At 62.7% G+C, this 15,529-nt stretch carries 19 protein-coding genes; 10 read left to right on the top strand and 9 right to left on the bottom strand.

Annotated elements, in window-relative coordinates; translation table 11 throughout:
- From queE to QA649_RS10710, 6 genes are all read left to right on the top strand, one after another.
- The gene (queE, locus tag QA649_RS10735) at nucleotides 1-633 is read left to right on the top strand and encodes a 7-carboxy-7-deazaguanine synthase (RefSeq protein ID WP_283024146.1); all 633 of its coding nucleotides are present in this window, start codon (nucleotides 1-3) and stop codon (nucleotides 631-633) included.
- Nucleotides 634-651: 18 nt separating this feature from the next.
- Complete coding sequence (locus tag QA649_RS10730; RefSeq protein WP_283024145.1) at nucleotides 652-1,017, top strand: 6-carboxytetrahydropterin synthase; 366 nt, start codon at nucleotides 652-654, stop codon at nucleotides 1,015-1,017.
- 128 nt (nucleotides 1,018-1,145) lie between these two features.
- Nucleotides 1,146-2,033, top strand: coding sequence for an oxygen-dependent coproporphyrinogen oxidase (hemF, locus tag QA649_RS10725; protein ID WP_283024144.1), 888 nt, complete (start codon nucleotides 1,146-1,148; stop codon nucleotides 2,031-2,033).
- The gene (locus tag QA649_RS10720) at nucleotides 2,030-2,773 is read left to right on the top strand and encodes an HAD family hydrolase (protein ID WP_283024143.1); all 744 of its coding nucleotides are present in this window, start codon (nucleotides 2,030-2,032) and stop codon (nucleotides 2,771-2,773) included. Before hemF ends, QA649_RS10720 begins: the two co-directional genes overlap by 4 nt.
- 292 nt (nucleotides 2,774-3,065) lie before the next feature.
- The gene (locus tag QA649_RS10715) at nucleotides 3,066-3,275 is read left to right on the top strand and encodes a DUF2158 domain-containing protein (RefSeq protein ID WP_018648841.1); all 210 of its coding nucleotides are present in this window, start codon (nucleotides 3,066-3,068) and stop codon (nucleotides 3,273-3,275) included.
- Nucleotides 3,276-3,568: 293 nt separating this feature from the next.
- On the top strand, nucleotides 3,569-4,129 hold the full coding sequence (locus QA649_RS10710) for a hypothetical protein (protein WP_283024142.1): 561 nt from the start codon (nucleotides 3,569-3,571) through the stop codon (nucleotides 4,127-4,129).
- Nucleotides 4,130-4,438: 309 nt separating this feature from the next.
- On the opposite strand, the gene QA649_RS10705 is transcribed toward QA649_RS10710, so the two are convergent.
- Nucleotides 4,439-4,762, bottom strand: coding sequence for a YnfA family protein (locus QA649_RS10705; protein WP_283024141.1), 324 nt, complete (start codon nucleotides 4,760-4,762; stop codon nucleotides 4,439-4,441).
- Between the two features lie 60 nt (nucleotides 4,763-4,822).
- The gene (locus tag QA649_RS10700; protein ID WP_283024140.1) at nucleotides 4,823-5,542 is read right to left on the bottom strand and encodes a hypothetical protein; all 720 of its coding nucleotides are present in this window, start codon (nucleotides 5,540-5,542) and stop codon (nucleotides 4,823-4,825) included.
- A gap of 103 nt (nucleotides 5,543-5,645) precedes the next feature.
- On the opposite strand from QA649_RS10700, the gene QA649_RS10695 reads away from it, so the two are divergent.
- Complete coding sequence (locus QA649_RS10695) at nucleotides 5,646-6,113, top strand: helix-turn-helix domain-containing protein (protein WP_283024139.1); 468 nt, start codon at nucleotides 5,646-5,648, stop codon at nucleotides 6,111-6,113.
- Nucleotides 6,114-6,625: 512 nt separating this feature from the next.
- On the opposite strand, the gene QA649_RS10690 is transcribed toward QA649_RS10695, so the two are convergent.
- From QA649_RS10690 to QA649_RS10675, 4 genes are all read right to left on the bottom strand, one after another.
- Complete coding sequence (locus QA649_RS10690; protein WP_145832006.1) at nucleotides 6,626-6,883, bottom strand: hypothetical protein; 258 nt, start codon at nucleotides 6,881-6,883, stop codon at nucleotides 6,626-6,628.
- Between the two features lie 194 nt (nucleotides 6,884-7,077).
- Nucleotides 7,078-8,049 carry a 2,3,4,5-tetrahydropyridine-2,6-dicarboxylate N-succinyltransferase gene (gene dapD, locus QA649_RS10685; RefSeq protein WP_283024138.1) on the bottom strand — a complete coding sequence of 324 codons (972 nt, stop codon included), beginning with the start codon at nucleotides 8,047-8,049 and terminating at the stop codon, nucleotides 7,078-7,080.
- A gap of 123 nt (nucleotides 8,050-8,172) precedes the next feature.
- Nucleotides 8,173-9,030, bottom strand: coding sequence for a transglycosylase (locus QA649_RS10680; RefSeq protein WP_283024137.1), 858 nt, complete (start codon nucleotides 9,028-9,030; stop codon nucleotides 8,173-8,175).
- 442 nt (nucleotides 9,031-9,472) lie between these two features.
- Nucleotides 9,473-9,643 (bottom strand): response regulator, encoded by a 171-nt coding sequence (locus QA649_RS10675; RefSeq protein ID WP_232994025.1) that lies wholly within the window; start codon nucleotides 9,641-9,643, stop codon nucleotides 9,473-9,475.
- 249 nt (nucleotides 9,644-9,892) lie between these two features.
- On the opposite strand from QA649_RS10675, the gene QA649_RS10670 reads away from it, so the two are divergent.
- Together QA649_RS10670 and QA649_RS10665 are read left to right on the top strand one after the other, a co-directional pair.
- Nucleotides 9,893-10,153 carry a hypothetical protein gene (locus QA649_RS10670; protein ID WP_283024136.1) on the top strand — a complete coding sequence of 87 codons (261 nt, stop codon included), beginning with the start codon at nucleotides 9,893-9,895 and terminating at the stop codon, nucleotides 10,151-10,153.
- Between the two features lie 79 nt (nucleotides 10,154-10,232).
- Nucleotides 10,233-11,030, top strand: a complete 798-nt coding sequence (locus QA649_RS10665) for a helix-turn-helix transcriptional regulator (RefSeq protein WP_283024135.1) — start codon at nucleotides 10,233-10,235, stop codon at nucleotides 11,028-11,030.
- Nucleotides 11,031-11,073: 43 nt separating this feature from the next.
- Here QA649_RS10665 and QA649_RS10660 read toward each other — a convergent pair whose 3' ends face one another.
- Together QA649_RS10660 and QA649_RS10655 are read right to left on the bottom strand one after the other, a co-directional pair.
- Nucleotides 11,074-11,844: a sulfite exporter TauE/SafE family protein gene (locus QA649_RS10660; RefSeq protein ID WP_283024134.1), complete on the bottom strand. Its 771-nt coding sequence runs from the start codon at nucleotides 11,842-11,844 to the stop codon at nucleotides 11,074-11,076.
- A 183-nt stretch (nucleotides 11,845-12,027) separates the two neighbouring features.
- Complete coding sequence (locus QA649_RS10655; protein ID WP_283024133.1) at nucleotides 12,028-12,873, bottom strand: outer membrane beta-barrel protein; 846 nt, start codon at nucleotides 12,871-12,873, stop codon at nucleotides 12,028-12,030.
- A 375-nt stretch (nucleotides 12,874-13,248) separates the two neighbouring features.
- Between QA649_RS10655 and QA649_RS10650 the strand changes: the two genes are divergently transcribed.
- Nucleotides 13,249-14,148 carry an AraC family transcriptional regulator gene (locus tag QA649_RS10650; protein WP_283024132.1) on the top strand — a complete coding sequence of 300 codons (900 nt, stop codon included), beginning with the start codon at nucleotides 13,249-13,251 and terminating at the stop codon, nucleotides 14,146-14,148.
- Nucleotides 14,149-14,250: 102 nt separating this feature from the next.
- On the opposite strand, the gene QA649_RS10645 is transcribed toward QA649_RS10650, so the two are convergent.
- Nucleotides 14,251-15,519, bottom strand: a complete 1,269-nt coding sequence (locus tag QA649_RS10645) for a CCA tRNA nucleotidyltransferase (protein WP_283024131.1) — start codon at nucleotides 15,517-15,519, stop codon at nucleotides 14,251-14,253.
- Nucleotides 15,520-15,529 lie beyond the last annotated feature (10 nt).

The raw sequence follows: 15,529 nt of genomic DNA, 5'->3' as shown, positions 1-15,529 counted from the left end.
GTGAGCTACGCGGTCAAGGAGATCTTCCTGACCCTGCAAGGCGAAGGCGCCCATGCCGGGCGTGCGTCCGTGTTCTGCCGCTTTGCCGGCTGCAACCTCTGGAGCGGCCGCGAGGCCGACCGTCAGGACGCGACCTGCAAGTTCTGCGACACGGATTTCGTCGGCACCGACGGCACGCTCGGCGGCCGCTACGCCTCGGCTACGGACCTCGCGGACACCATCGCGGCGCAATGGACGGCAACGGCCGCCAACCGCTACGTGGTGCTGACCGGCGGCGAGCCGCTGCTCCAGGTCGATACCGCCCTGATCGCGGCGCTCCATGCGCGAGGTTTCGAGATCGGCGTCGAGACCAACGGCACGATCGAGGCGCCCGAAGGGCTCGACTGGATCTGCGTCAGCCCGAAGGGCGGCAGCGAGCTGGTGCTGCGCCGCGGCCACGAGTTGAAGCTGGTCTATCCGCAGGCCCTCGCCGCGCCCGAGACCTTCGAAGGCCTCGCCTTCGAGCGCTTCTCGCTGCAACCGATGGACGGCCCCGAGGTCGCCGAGAACACCGCACGGGCGATCGACTACTGCCTGCAACATCCGCAATGGCGGCTCAGCGTGCAGACGCATAAATCGCTCGGCATCAGATAGGATCGGACTTTCGAACAGATGTGGGAATTGACGAAATCGTTTCGCTTCGAGGCGGCGCATTCGCTGTCGGGAACGACGTTTGGCGCGGCGAGCGAAGAGATCCACGGCCACTCCTTCCGCGCCGAGGTGACGGTGCGCGGCACGCCCGATCCCGACACCGGCATGGTGGTCGATCTCGGCCTGCTCCAGCGCGCCATCGAGGACGTGCGCCTGACACTCGACCACAAGTACCTCAACAAGATCGAGGCGCTGGGCACCCCGACGCTGGAAAACCTGTCGCGCTTCGTCTGGGAGCGACTGGCGCATATCGGCAAGCTGACCCGCGTCAGCATCCACCGCGACAGTTGCAACGAGAGCTGCACCTATTACGGTCCGCAAGGATAGCTACGATCGTGGTCTCGTAGGGTGGGCAAAGCGCAGCGTGCCCACCATCAAGTGCGACGATGAAGAATGGTGGGCACGGCGCAAGGGCGCCTTTGCCCACCCTACGAGAGCCAGTTTGGGAATTGCATATGGACGCTTCAGCCATCGAAGACCGCAAGACGCGCGCCCGCGCCTGGTTCGAGCGCTTGCGTGACGACATCTGCGCGAGCTTCGAGCGCCTGGAGGATGATGCGCCGCAAGGCCTCTATCCCGGCGAGACCGGCCGCTTCACACGCACGCCGTGGCAGCGCACCGACCACACTGGCGCGGCCGGCGGTGGCGGCGTGATGTCGATCATGCATGGCCGGCTGTTCGAGAAGGTCGGCGTGCACTGCTCGACCGTGCACGGCGAATTCGCCCCCGAGTTTCGCGCCCAGATCCCCGGTGCCGCGGAGGACCCAAAATTCTGGGCGTCCGGCATCTCGCTGATCGCGCACCTGCGCAATCCGCACGTGCCCGCCGTGCACATGAACACGCGCTTCGTCGTGACGACAAAAGCCTGGTTCGGCGGCGGCGCCGATCTCACGCCGGTGCTCGATCGCCGGCGCACGCAGGAGGATGCGGACAGCATCGCCTTCCACGCCGCGATGAAGGAAGCCTGTGCGCAGCCGAACGGCGTTGCCGATTACGACAAGTACAAGACATGGTGCGACGAATATTTCTATCTGCCGCACCGCAAGGAGGCGCGCGGCATCGGCGGCATCTTCTACGACTGGCACGACAGCGGCGACTGGGACGCCGACCTCGCCTTCACCCAGGATGTCGGCCGCGCCTTCCTGAAGATCTACCCTGACATCGTCCGGCGCAATTTCGCGAGCGCCTGGACGGCTGCGGACCGCGAGGAGCAACTGATCCGGCGCGGCCGCTATGTCGAGTTCAACCTGCTCTACGACCGCGGCACCATCTTCGGGCTCAAGACCGGCGGCAACGTGGACTCCATCCTGTCGTCGCTGCCGCCGGAGGTGAAGTGGCCATGAACGCCGTGATGCGTCCGCTCCCCCGCGCCATGCTGATCGACATGGACGACACCATCCTGTCGGCCTATGGCCGGCCCGAGATCGCCTGGAACACGATCGCGAACGAGTTCGCCGAGGAGCTTGCGCCGCTGCCGCCGGCGCAGGTCGCGACCGCCGTGCTGGCCTTCGCGCGAAACTTCTGGGCGAGCGCGGAAGCCGCCTGGCGGATGAAGCTCGCCGAGGCGCGGCACCTGACGGTCAAGGGCGGCTTTGCCGCGCTTGCGGCCGCCGGCCATCGCGCCCTGCCCGACGACCTCGCCATCCGCCTCGCCGACCGTTTCACCGCCTATCGCGAGGAGGAGATGTTCGTGTTCCCCGGCGCGCATGAGGCGATCGACAGGCTGAAGGCGCTCGGCATCAAGCTGGCGCTGGTGACCAACGGCGCCGCCGACATGCAGCGCGCCAAGGTCGAGCGTTTCGAGCTCTCGCACCGCTTCCACCACATCCAGATCGAGGGCGAGCACGGCTTCGGCAAGCCCGAGGAGCGCGCCTATCTGCACGCGATGGAGGCGCTCGGCGTCACGCCTGCGGACACCTGGATGATCGGCGACAATCTGGAATGGGAAGTCGTCACCCCGCAGCGTCTCGGCATCTATGCGATCTGGATGGACGTGCATGGCGACGGTCTGCCCGAAGGCTCGACCGTCAAGCCCGATCGCATCATCCGCTCGCTGACCGAGCTGGTGCCGGACCAGCCGTAACGGGGCTCGCAAACAAAACTGCGAAAACAACCCCATGCACAGTAGCCGGCTGCTGCAAAATCAAAGGCTTGCGGATTTTACGAATCGCGTTTGACCCGTCGGGCAAAACAGGGGCATAATGCCATCGTCGGGATGTGTGCGATGAAGGCACTTCCGTCTGAGCCGTCTCCCCGCATTCGAGCAGTCCGCGCATCGACCGCGCAATCCATCGCTCGCCCGCCCCGTTTTCCCGGTGTCATGACCGCCTGCTAGCCTCCTCCGAGTTGGTCAACTCAACCCGAAAGGACAATCCATGGACTTGAAAGCCGGCGATGTCGTGATGCTGAAATCCGGCGGCCAGCCGCTGACGGTTGCGGAGGTGAAGGAGGACGAGGTGCTCTGCCTCTGGATGGGCATGGAAGGCGATCTCTTCCGCGAGACGCTGCCGCTGGCCGCGCTGGTGCAGGTGGAAGAAGAGGACGACGAAGACGAGGATGACGACGAGGACGAAGACGAGGAGTAGGCGCCTCTAGGACCGCACCCTCGTCAGATCGGAGCGTTCCGCTCCGGCGCTCCTGATGTCCGCTGCTCCGCCGATGACGCGCCATAGCGGACATCACTGGATGTCACAGAAGAGCCGGAAGCCGACACCGCAACCGCTCCGGGCGCGTCGTCCGCATTCTCCTCGGCCACATGCGCATGGCAGTCATCCGCAGAAATCGTTTCAACCCCCGGTAGTCAGGTTCGGAAGTTTCGGCTAGCATTTTGCGGCGTGCAAACATTGGGACGGAATGTCCGTCCTTGAAAGGACATGTCATGAGCTTGTCGTCAGGATTTGTCGCGCCTTCAGCCTTCGCTTTCTTGTCAACGGTCTTGCTGTGCGGCCCGGCGGTGTCGCAAACCTCAACAAGCTCCGCCACCACGATTCCTAACGTCACGGTCGAAGCGCCGAAGCAGGCGGCAAGGCCGAAACAGGCGGTCAACACCGGGGCATCTCGCCCGACCTCGTCAACCCGCCACATCCGATCGGCAACCGCTCAACCGTCATCCGCTCGAACGCCATCGCCGGCGCCGGGTTCACCATTGGCGAGGATTGCCGCGCTGGAGAAGCGCGCCAGCAGTTGCAACGGTGGCTGTCAAACAAGCTTCAGACACGGCAAGGATCCCTGGGTCGGGTGCAGCGAGTCGGGCGGCGGACAAACCGATGCACCCTTCTCGCCGACCTGCACAGACACCATCACTCACAAGAACTACGTGGATTGCGTCGAGACCAAGGTGTTCCTGGGCGACTACCGCAACAGGGCCTACTGGATCTGCAGCAGCCTCTCCGCCGGCAACAAGTTTCAAGTCGCAGAACTCAAGCGATCAAAGCGCTAGCGCTAAAGCATGATCCGGAACGGTTTTCCGAGAGGATCATGCGTAAACAACATCCAAAGCGCGATGACGATTCATCCAAATCGCGCCGCGCTTTGGCCCTGCCAAGCGGACCTAAATGACTTATCTCGCGACCTCGCAGATCGGCCAGAATCCCAACACCGATACGACTGAAGATCGCCAACCAGTCGGCCTCTAGGCCGTGTACTCATAAACCCGCGCTGCACATCGTATTAAGTCCGCTCTGCCTGTGATAGCGGCGCGTTGGCGCACCTCACGCTAGGTCTGGGTTGGGCCACTAGACGACACTGACTACCCGCGCGGACCCCAGAGAATGATGGCCGCGCCAATTAGGCACACTGAAGCGCCGGCGATGTCCCAGCGATCAGGACGCACGCTCTCGATTATCCAGAGCCAAAAAAGCGAGGCGACAATGTAGATGCCGCCGTAGGTGGCGTAGGCGCGCCCCGCCGCCTCGGTCTCGACGAGTGTCAGCAGGTAAGCAAACACAAGGAGGGAAAATACGCCTGGAAGTAACCACCATATCGGCTTGCTAATACGCAACCATCCCCAGAACGCAAAACAACCGGCGATTTCGGCGATCGCGGCGCCAACATAGACGACAACAGTCTTCATGGGAGCGGACACTGTCACAGCATCCGCTGCCGCTCAAGGCAGCGGATGAAAGATGCGCGGTCACGCCTGCAACGCGCGGATGAGAGGTCTCTCAATCAGCGGCCACAACACTGCGATAGCCAATAGCACTGTCGATCCTGCCATCACCACGAGGGTTGACGGGGCCGGCCTGCGCCGCGTCCGGCGCGACTGCCACACAATCCACCCCCATGCGCCTGCAACGGAGAGAAGAGCAAGTACGGTTACCAATAGGTGCATGCTGACGAACCACGCCAACAACGTTCCGGTGCTCGCGAGCATCGCTGCGGGGAGTGCAAAGGGCAAGACGCAGCATACGCCGCAAGCGACCGCGCCGATTGAAAGCGTCACCGCCGTGACGCTAGCAGCCTTCGACCCGGGCAGCTCCTCCGCAGGCGTCTTGGCTGCCGAGGCCGACGTGGCGCACGCACATGAAGAGACTATGGGCGTTTTAGCCACAAATTGTTCAAACAGAGCGTCCGCGACTTCCCGAGCCGCTTGGGGCGCGGTGATGGTAAGGCAGATGTCATTACGCGATTCATGCAACTGGAACGTAAGGAAAGCGCAGCAGCTTTGCTCATTGCGAACCATCTCATGCACCCGAGCGCGCGCTTCGATCGCGTAGTGCAATTCCAACACGAGATCGCGGCGCTCGTGACTGCGGAGCGCGTCTTTGTTCAAGGCGGCGATCCAGGCGAGCCGGTCTTCGTACGCTCCAGCCGCTAGTGTGCAGGCGATAGGGGTGGCCTCAGCGATTGACATGGAAGAATCTCTCCAGGAGGTGACTAGAACCGAGCTTGCACTAACCGTACCCCCTCAAGTAACTTGAGGTTCAAGAAAAAAGATTCACAGGGAAATCAATGCGATGGACGGTCTAAAGATCGGCATGCTGGCGAAACGGACCGGCACCAACGCGCCGACGATCCGCTATTACGAGGAAATTGGATTGTTGCGGTCGGCGGACCGTCAGGCCGGTGGTCAGCGCGTCTACGGCGATGCCGACGTGAAACGGCTGTCCTTCATCCGCCGTTGCCGCGAGTTTGGCTTCTCGATCGAGCAGGTGCGCTCGCTGGTGGAGTTGATGCAGGACCCCACACAGTCCTGCGTTCATGCCCGCGACCTTGCACAGGAGCACTTGATCACGGTGCGGGCGAAGCTGGCAGAACTCAAGGCACTGGAGCGCAGTATCGCAGCCTTTGTCGCGAGCTGCGATACATCATGTGCGGGCGGCCCGGGACCCGAATGCGTGATCCTTGATGACCTCTCGAAGGGCCGCATAGAAGTTTCCAGCAGTTCAAAAAGACGCCGCTCGCCTTGCGGGACTTGTTCGTAGCTGCAGCAAGTCCGGCATGGGTCACAAGCCGCCGATCACGCTCAAGGTGGGAGATTTCCGCTTTGCGTTGGTAAGCCGACGTTTATGAGTACGCGTCCTAGTTTGCGAGCCTGCGATTGCAGGCAACCCTGTCTTCGTTCGTGGCGAGCGAATCGTAATCGTCTGCAAGCCTGAGGTAGACCTTACGCAGTCCCTCATCCGAGGTGCATAACGCCATCGTTCGGTACTCCTCGGCTACGTGCCGATGCCGGGCGGCTTCCGCCATGTAATCCGTATTCATCGCAAGCTCCCTGGAGCCCGACCGTCCGTCCCGGCGCGAGGGGACCATTGCGATAGATCAACGACTGCAAGACATCAGCAACCGGCGCGGATCCTTGCCGGCCACTTCTGCTCGACACTCGGCAGCCGCACTTGGACGAGCACCGAGCCAGGCAGTCTCGGGCCACAGGCAGACGTTACGGGTCGGCTCATCCCGGGCGAAGCCGACCTCCCAACGACAAACCAAGTCAGACTTACTTCCGTGGCTCGGTCACCACTTTGGTTGATCCGTCCGGCGCTGCCTGCATTCCCGGTGGGCTTTGACCTTGCGGGCTTTCCGGCGGCGCGCCACCCGACTTCGTGTCGAGCGGTCCGGTCCAACCTTGTGGTTGCAATTGACCTTTTTCTTCAGGTGCCGAGCGTCCAGTTGTCATGTCCTTGGGATCGGTCTGTGCTGTCGCAAATCCGCACGACAACGCCCAGCCAACCGCCGTTATCAGAATGATCCGCATTGCGAGACTCCGCTTGGCTGATCGAACCAACAGGCTGGTCCCGCTTCAGTTCCTTGTTGTGTCGTGCAAGCGTTCAAACTCCCGGTAAACGATCTCCGAGTTGGGTCGCAAGCGGCGGTGTGACACAGCGTGACGGCGCACTTAATCGGCCCGCCGCTTCAAATTCAGCAGGCACCGACCGACGCCGGCGCTGCTTAGCCGTGAAGCTGCGAGTTGAGGCCGTCCCAATTGGATGTGCGTCTGGTTGCCTCAAGAGCGCCGCTCTGCGAGTTGCGGCGAAAAAGAAGACCCTTTTGCCCTGAAAGGTCCTTGGCTTTCAGCACCCGGCCATCTTCCAAAAGGATGCGCGCGCCCGCCGTGACGTAACAGCCCGCCTCGACGACACAATCGTCACCCAGTGATATGCCGATACCGGCGTTGGCTCCGATCAGGCAGCGCTCGCCAACCGTAATCCTCTCTTTGCCTCCTCCTGACAGCGTGCCCATGATCGAGGCCCCGCCACCAACGTCGCTGCCACGTCCCACGACCACGCCGGCGCTGATCCGCCCTTCGACCATGCAGGGACCGAGCGTGCCTGCGTTAAAATTGCAAAAGCCTTCATGCATGACGGTCGTGCCCGGCGCCAAATAGGCTCCGAGCCTTACGCGATCCGCATCTGCAATTCTCACGTCCGCAGGCGTCACATAGTCTGTCATGCGCGGAAACTTGTCCACGCCCGTCACCTCGAACGCGAGGGCACGCTTTCGCGCGACCATTTGCGCTTCCGGTACACGGGAGCATTCGCAGGGACCGAGGGTCGTCCAGGCAACGTTGGGTAACAGACCGAAAATGCCTTCAAGGTTCTGGCAATTGGGCTGGACGAGCCGGTGGCTCAGGAGATGGAGTCGAAGATAGGCGTCGTGCACATCAGTCGGCGCAGACGCGAGAGAGTCAATCTCTGTGCGGATTGGAACGATGTCGACATTGCGAATGTCGTCGTGTCGCGCATATCCGTCAGCCGGCTCACCCAACGATCCAATGATCTCGTCCGTCGTCAGCCGCACCGTTGCCGCCTTGCCGGCCTCCTTGACCAGGCTCAGCTGAAGAAACCAGGAATCCAACACGCGACCGTCAGCGGCAATCGTCGCAAATCCCTCGCCTCTCGCGCCTCTCAGCTCCATCGTCATTTGAATTGCTCACACTGCGATCCCACACCTAGTGCATACGCGAGTTCTCCCGGAATTGGCAACTTCTGCACGCTCAAACGCATCCGTTTGAGGTCACACGAGTACGACCAGCTTGTCTGCCGCTCAATTGACCCCGCCCCGCGCCGACGGAGGATCGGCTAGACCGCTTTGTTGCGCACTCGACGGAGGTTGCTGGTTCACCCGCTCGGCGGCGGCCGTGGCCATATATTTCGAATAGAGTTCAGCAATCCGCGCGCGCCACATGCCGACGAATGCTCCGGATGTCAGCTTGTCGACCGATTTCCACGCCTGCTTGACGGCCGGAAGCGTGTTCCGCCAGATCGCGCGTTTGCACCATTTCTCGCCTTTTTCCTTGCCCTCGCCGGTGGCACACATTGATTTCCAGGCGATGCGATCAGGTTGGCTGATGTGCTCGGCGGCGCCTTCCCAGCCCTGTTGATGGATCAGGTATAGATCGCTCAAGGTCGGCTTCTGGTGCGTCACCCACTCGAACAGCACGCCTTCGGTAATGACCTTGTAGGCTGCCGCTACGGCATTGTCGCGGGGACTGCGAATCTGCCCCGAGCCGAACTTGTTGAACTCATATTCACTCAGCTGGAACAGGCCGATATACGACCCGGTGCGCTGCTTGGGATCGAACCCGGACTCGACCTTCGCGACCGCTTTCATGAAATTGAAATCGAGACCGAACGCATCGGATGCGCGCTTGATCTCCTCAATCGGCGTTCCGACCAGGGTGTCCTTGAGGGATCTCAAGACGATTTCCGCCGGCTTTTCGGCAGGCGGAGTTTCGGACCACACGTAATAGATCAGATACTGGAAATTCTGGCTCGCCGGTGCGGGGCTGGACGCATCATCAAATGCATAGGGCATTGACGGCGCCGGCTGCGCGGTATCGCGGTGGTCCAACGCTTCCGATTTCGCCACGATGGAATCGTCATCCATCTTGGCTTGGGCCATCAATGACAGACCAGAAGCCTCCCCGGACGCCGCGCCAGGCGAGGATTCAAGTCCGGCAGGTATCTCCGATATTGCGGCGGAGGACGAAGGCCCAACGGACGTCCCGGCCCTCACGGACCACGTTGCACCGGGCACGCGCGCCCCTGGCGTGCTTCCGCCGGCCTCATGAAGCGTCCCCGTGAATGCAACGACACCCACGATGCAGGCGGCCTGCAAGGCTTTCATCGCCCCCCAACTCCGCGGCAGGGTTCCCGAAACAAAGCTACTCCCATATTGCCCGCTGTCCAAGGCGAGGCGGCCGTGCTGATGCTTTACCGAAGCTAGCTGTTACCGAAATGCGACATCCTTATCCTTATCGCCCGTCGCGCCTCTTCGGCGAGGAACGAGCTGCCCGCCGCGATCGCGCCGTCCCTGGCGCGCGCGATGCGGATATCCCTGTCGGCTAGAAGAACCCGGCGCTGAGATCCAATCCTGATGTCAGCGACAACAGCCACACGAACAGGATGGCTCCGCACAGCAGCGCGATCTGCTTGAGGAGATCGGCCCGCAGCGACGACGCGGGAAACGCCCGTATGAAGGCGTTTGCGATGATGGCCGTGACGAGTGCGCGCATGGCGGCTTCCAGCGGACTACCGGCCTACCATCGAACGACGCGCGTCTCGCACGAGCTCGCGTGTCTGCCGTCGGTGACTGCGAGCCGCTTCGATCTCCCAAAAGGCCCAGACGAAGCACGCTCCAAGAAAGCCTGAAATCGCGATGAGCAGGAATGCCTGATCGGCGGCGCTCTTGATCATGAAATGTCCAATGAAGATCAAATTTCAAAGCGAGCGAAACGGCCGAAGAACGATCCGATCAGGGAACGTTGACGCCCGGCATCGGACCGGTGGGTCGGATCGACACCTCGGTCGGCTGCAGCAGCGCAAAGGCCGCGAGCAAAATCAAAGCGGCGCATGGCAGCGTGATGAAAAAGCCGGGATACCATCGCCTATTCACGCCGCCGGGCATAGCGAGCCGGCGCGCGCCCATTGCTGTGCGCATCGTTGATCTTTCTCAATATCGCTACGGTGAGAGGACCCATCCTCCCAGCACCCAGGCTGACTATGGCGCCACGCGATACATCTGAGAACTACCTAGAAAGGTGGCCTGCCGTCGCTTATGAATGTTCGCACGGGTCCACGACCCGCACATGCTTTGAGAATGACATGCACGTCTCCACGGATCCCACCAATCCGCGCAATCAAGAAATCTACGCACTCTGGGATCAACTCGCGGACTTCTCGGTCGGCGACGGCGACGCAGCGCTGACGCACCTGTTGTCCGCGCTGTGCACGATGTTGTCGGCACGCAATGCGCTGTGGGGCGTGCTGGTGCGGTTGCCTTCGCCGAAGCGGGCCGATCCCTTGCTCGGCTGGCGTCCACGCCTCGTCCGGGTGCTGGACCCGATACCGGCCGTCGCAGCGTCCGTGCAGAAGCAATACGACAAGCTCTGGTCCGACAATGTCGACCTGTCCCAGATCCTCTCCATGGCGGGAGACGAGCCGTTCCGCGTCCGCCTGCTGTTCGAAGCGCTGCCGCCGGCATGGTTCGAGGGCGAGCATTATCGGCGGCACTATCTGGACGTCGGCTTCGCCGACAGCATTTCCGTGCGCATTGCGCTCAATGACGACGTGAGGGTCCGCCTGTTCGTTTTTCGCGATACGCAGGCCCCCCGCTTCACGGCGCAGGACGCCCAGCTTCTCGGCTTCACGATGCGCGGGTTGAGATGGTTTCAGCGGCAACAGCTGCTCAGCCACGGCCTGCTCATCGCCAACGCGTCCCTGACGCCCGCCGAACGCAAGGTGTTGCTGGCCCTGCTCGACGGGCATACGGAAAAGCAGATCGCGCAGAAGCTCGACCAGAGCCCGAACACCACGCACTTCCACGTCAAGTCGATCTACGGCAAGTTCGGCGTGAGCAATCGCGCGACGCTCACCTCGCTGTGGCTCGGCAAGCTGCGATAGCGAACTGCCGTCGCAGTCTCATGGTGATCCGGGCCGAAGGCCTCTAGGCGATCAGCTGCTTCGCCGCCGCCGAGATCATCACCAGCCCGCCGGTGATGACAGCGACGTCGAGGATCGCGGTGTGGATGTGCACCGGCATCCGCTCGACGAAGGCCTTTGCCAGGAAGGCGCCGGGGATCGCGATGCCGCCGATCAGGAGCGCGAAGGCGAGCACCTGCGCATTCACCGCGCCGGCGAGGCCGAACACGGAGATCTTGATGAGGCCGGTGCCGAGCGAGATCAACGCGTCGGTGGCGATCACGGCGGCGCCCTCGAGGCCGGCGGCCATCAAGAGCGAGAGCAGGATCACGCCCGAACCCGACGTGCCGCCGACCAGCACGCCGTAGCCCACCGAGCCGGCGGCAAGGCCGGTGTCGCCGATCCTGACCTGGCGCCGTCGCAGGACGCGGCGCAGCGGCACGCTCAGGATCAGCATGCTGCCGATCACCAGCGCGGCGCCGGCATTGGTGAGGCGCGTGTAGCCGTAGGCGCCGAGCGCGGTCGTCAGCGCCGCGCAGGCGAGCACGATCAGCGCACGGCGGCGGTCGGCATAGCGGAGATAGGCAAGCGCGCGGCTCGCATTGGTCAGCATCGCGGAGATCGCGATGATCGGCACCACCGGCTCGGCGCCGACCAGCGGCACCAGCACCAGCGGCATCAGCGCCCCGGTGCCGTAGCCGGCGAGACCACCGATGATCGAAGCAAACAACGCCATCAACGCGACCAGCAGGAGCTGAAAAATCGAGATGTCGGCGAAGCCTGAAACGATGGTCACGTTTTCCCGTCGCGGCTGACGCGTGCCGCAGCTTGATCGGCGATGGAAGCGAGCGCGGCCTGCTCTAGGGGAAAATCCGCCGCAAGCCAAGCGTCCTCGGCCAATGTCAACACATGTTGAGCGGTTGATGATCGCAGGCGATCTGCGCCTGCGATCACTCCTTCAATCAGAACCGAACAGGCTCTAGAAGCGATAGTTAAGACCGACGCGCGCGGTGTTGAAGGTGGCGCGGCCGACATTGGCGCTAATCGAGGCCGGCGTATCGCCGGGAAAGAAGACCGCCAGAGCCGTTTCGGTGATTTTCTTCCCAGCAAGGCTTACATATAGATATTCGGCCTTGAGGGTCATGCGCTCTCCGAGCGCGTATTCAAATCCACCGCCCACTGTCCATCCCGCAGTTGCGTCGCGCGACACGCCGGAGAAGCAGGTGGTGCCGCTCGCGCATGTGAAGCCGCTGTTGTCGGGCCCAGTGAATGTGAAACGAACGGTACTATCGTTGATGTAACTTCCGCTGCGCGTGACCTGACCATAGGCCAGACCACCGGTGACATAGGTCAACAGCGTGCTGGTCGGCAGGTAGCCGAGGCGGGCCCGCACCGTGCCGAACCAGTCGATCCGCTCGTCTAAGGGGGCCGAGTACGGACCTGGAATGGGCACCGGGGGCATGACACCTGAACTAATGCCTGAGCCTTTGATGCCGGACCAGTTGAAGTCGGCCTCAAGGCCGACAAGCCAGCCCGTGCCGAGCTGTCGGTTGTAGCCGAACTGCAATCCGCCGAGCGCACCCGACGTCTTGAACGACGCTGGTGGCGGGATGCCGTCAAAAACAGACAAGAGACGGGTCGCGTCATCGTTCGGGGCAAAACTCAGGTCGCGATCGCCCCAGCCGTAGCCAACGTTCACACCGGCGTAAAATCCGGTCCAGTCATAGACCGGGACCGGCTGTGCCTTCACCGGCAGGTCGGCAGCGGATGCCGACGACAGCATCATGCCTGAAGCGACAACAGCGGCCGCGATCAATCTTCTCATGTTTAGAAATTCCCAAAAGGTCCGTCGTTCGGAAAGACTACCGAGCCGCGCTTGGGTCGTCTTGTCCGCGAAGGTGCTGGGCTTGATCGAAACGGTACAGCGCAAGGATCGCTGGCGAATGTGATTTCGGCGCAACGGTCGGCGGCCGAAGTCTTGACCTATCCGGCACTGAACTTGACCTGGGATGCACGGCGGTCCGCTTTTGCATCACATCGGTGGACAGGCGGATGGATGCCTTTCACGCGGCCTCATGATACCAATGGAACCGGCGCGCGAGGATTATGGACGGATATGCCAAAGGTAGAATTTTCATCGGACCAGCTTCCATCCCACTTGAATGACAAGGCCCGATTCCGCCTGTGGCACGACATATGGATGGAACAACTCGGCAAGGCCGACATGAAGCACGCGGAGGACAAGCCGTTCTATACCGCGTCGAAGAATGTCCTTCTTGGCGAATTGAGCGTCGGCCGGTTTGCCACGACGACGGGACACTACGTGCGCACGCGCAAGGACGTGGCCAATGATCGCGACGATATTCTTGTCGGCTTTTATCGCAGCCCCCAACCGCAATTATGGACGGTGGGAAACCAGGAGCTTGAGCTGAAACCGGGAAGCGTCGTCGCCTTCAACATCGCCCAACCGGTCTCTAGCTTTACGAACGGCCTCACGGCGTGGAATTTGGCATCCATACCTCGTGCGCAACTTCTGAAACTTGTTCCGCATGCCGATCATCGCGCGGCAATGTTGCTCGACCCGGCCAATCCGGCGGTACGGCATCTCGAGCGCACCATCAATTTTCTCCTTGAAGCCGATGAAGTCCACGAAGACCCGGAGTTGACGCGGCGCGCCAAGACCATGCTCCAAGATTTGATCGTGTTGGCGCTCGGCGCGCGCGGCGAAATCGCGGAGATCGCGGCGGAACGCGGCTTGCGCGCCGCGCGGCAGCGCGAACTGATTGCAATCATTGAGAAGCGCTTCGCCGAGCCGTCTCTGTCGATCACGACCATCGCGGATGCTCTTAATCTGTCGCGCCGCTATGTGAGCGATTTGCTGCTCGAAAGCGGCGCCACATTCTCCGAGCGCGTCCTTGAATTGCGCTTGCAGAAGGCGCGGGCAATGCTGACGGACGTTCGCTACGACGACACGAAAGTGAGCGACATCGCCTTTGCCTGCGGCTTCAATGAAGTGACTTACTTCAATCGCCGCTTCCGCGATCACTTCGGCCGCTCACCGACGCAATATCGAATGGGAACGAACCACAGCGATACATGATTGGCGTTACAGTCGGGCACCACTGCGCCGGTTTCAACAACGCCATCAACGCGACCAGCAGAAGCTGAAGGATCGAGATGTCGGCGAAGCCTGAAACGATGGTCAATTTTTCTCGTCGCGGCTGACGCGTGCCGCGGCTTGATCGGCGATGGAAGCGAGCGCGGCTTCCTCCAGGGGAAAATCCGCCGCAAGCCAGGCGTCTTCCGCAAGCGTCAACACATGTCCGAGCGCAGGTCCTTCCGCGAGGCCGCGCGCGATGAAGTCGGCTGCGCGAAGCGGGAATTTCGGCGCAGTCCAGCGCTGCGGCAGCTCGGCGAGCGCGCGCCAGCGCGGCGAATGCACCTCACCGGCGGCGCGCGCCCAGCCGAGCAACACGCGATCGTGATAGCGCTCGGGACCGAGCCGGTAGAGCAGCCGCCGCGCATTGGCCTCGTCCTTGGCGGCGAAGCGCCACCAGCGATGGCCCATCGAGTCCAGCGCCTTGGCCTCGGCATTGGAGAGCCGCAGGCGCGCGGTGACGCGCTTGGCGTCCTCCGTCACGGCGACCGTCAGCGCGGCGAGGCGCCGCGTGCTGCTGGGGGTGAGGCCAAGCTCGCGCTCGATCGCGATCATCGTCTCCAGCGGCCCGGTATAGCCGACGCCGCCGATCAGCGTTTGCAGCAATCCGCCATCGGCCATGGCCAGTACCGCCGCGGAGGCGCGAGCTGCCACCAGCAGCTTCAGCATCTCCATGCGCACGCGCTCGGCCGACAGGCTGGCAAGGCCCGCGCGTCCGCGGATGCAGGCGAGATAGCCGTCACGGTCGGGCTCACCGGCACCGAAGGCGGCGTGGATGCGGAAGAAGCGCAGGATGCGCAGATAATCCTCGGCGATGCGCTGGTCGGCATCGCCGATGAAGCGCACGCGGCGCGCTTTCGCATCCGCGATGCCGCCGACATAGTCGTAGACGACGCCCCTTGCGTCGACCGACAGGCCGTTCATGGTGAAGTCGCGCCGCTCGGCGTCCTTCACCCAGTCGCGGCCGAACGCGACCCTAGCCTTGCGGCCGAAGGTCTCGGTGTCCTCGCGCAGCGTCGTCACTTCGTAAGGGTGCCCGTCGATGACGAGCGTGATGGTGCCGTGGTCGATGCCGGTCGGCACGCTCTTGATGCCGGCGGCCTTGGCGCGGCGGATCACCTCCTCCGGCAATGCCGTGGTCGCGATGTCGATGTCGCCGGGCACGAGGCCGAGCAGCGCGTTGCGCACGGCGCCGCCGACCACCCGCGCCTCCTCGCCATCAGTGCCGAGCAATTGCAGGACGCGCGCGGTCCCGCCGGCGGTCAGCCAGGGCGCATCGGCAAGAATCGGCGCAAGGATCGGCTCCGCGCTCATCGTCCAGATC

This window comes from Bradyrhizobium sp. CB1717 (genome assembly GCF_029714325.1).
Taxonomy (GTDB): Bacteria; Pseudomonadota; Alphaproteobacteria; order Rhizobiales; family Xanthobacteraceae; genus Bradyrhizobium.
This window is presented reverse-complemented; position numbering and strand designations above follow the sequence as displayed.

Bases quoted from the DNA above. Each gene is read 5' to 3' on its own strand.
- QA649_RS10730 (WP_283024145.1), top strand. From the start codon at position 652: ATGTGGGAATTGACGAAATCGTTTCGCTTCGAGGCGGCGCATTCGCTG.
- hemF (WP_283024144.1), top strand. From the start codon at position 1,146: ATGGACGCTTCAGCCATCGAAGACCGCAAGACGCGCGCCCGCGCCTGG.
- QA649_RS10720 (WP_283024143.1), top strand. From the start codon at position 2,030: ATGAACGCCGTGATGCGTCCGCTCCCCCGCGCCATGCTGATCGACATG.
- QA649_RS10715 (WP_018648841.1), top strand. From the start codon at position 3,066: ATGGACTTGAAAGCCGGCGATGTCGTGATGCTGAAATCCGGCGGCCAG.
- QA649_RS10710 (WP_283024142.1), top strand. From the start codon at position 3,569: ATGAGCTTGTCGTCAGGATTTGTCGCGCCTTCAGCCTTCGCTTTCTTG.
- QA649_RS10705 (WP_283024141.1), bottom strand. From the start codon at position 4,762: ATGAAGACTGTTGTCGTCTATGTTGGCGCCGCGATCGCCGAAATCGCC.
- QA649_RS10700 (WP_283024140.1), bottom strand. From the start codon at position 5,542: ATGTCAATCGCTGAGGCCACCCCTATCGCCTGCACACTAGCGGCTGGA.
- QA649_RS10695 (WP_283024139.1), top strand. From the start codon at position 5,646: ATGGACGGTCTAAAGATCGGCATGCTGGCGAAACGGACCGGCACCAAC.
- QA649_RS10690 (WP_145832006.1), bottom strand. From the start codon at position 6,883: ATGCGGATCATTCTGATAACGGCGGTTGGCTGGGCGTTGTCGTGCGGA.
- dapD (WP_283024138.1), bottom strand. From the start codon at position 8,049: ATGACGATGGAGCTGAGAGGCGCGAGAGGCGAGGGATTTGCGACGATT.
- QA649_RS10680 (WP_283024137.1), bottom strand. From the start codon at position 9,030: ATGGCCCAAGCCAAGATGGATGACGATTCCATCGTGGCGAAATCGGAA.
- QA649_RS10675 (WP_232994025.1), bottom strand. From the start codon at position 9,643: ATGCGCGCACTCGTCACGGCCATCATCGCAAACGCCTTCATACGGGCG.
- QA649_RS10665 (WP_283024135.1), top strand. From the start codon at position 10,233: ATGCACGTCTCCACGGATCCCACCAATCCGCGCAATCAAGAAATCTAC.
- QA649_RS10655 (WP_283024133.1), bottom strand. From the start codon at position 12,873: ATGAGAAGATTGATCGCGGCCGCTGTTGTCGCTTCAGGCATGATGCTG.
- QA649_RS10650 (WP_283024132.1), top strand. From the start codon at position 13,249: ATGGAACAACTCGGCAAGGCCGACATGAAGCACGCGGAGGACAAGCCG.
- QA649_RS10645 (WP_283024131.1), bottom strand. From the start codon at position 15,519: ATGAGCGCGGAGCCGATCCTTGCGCCGATTCTTGCCGATGCGCCCTGG.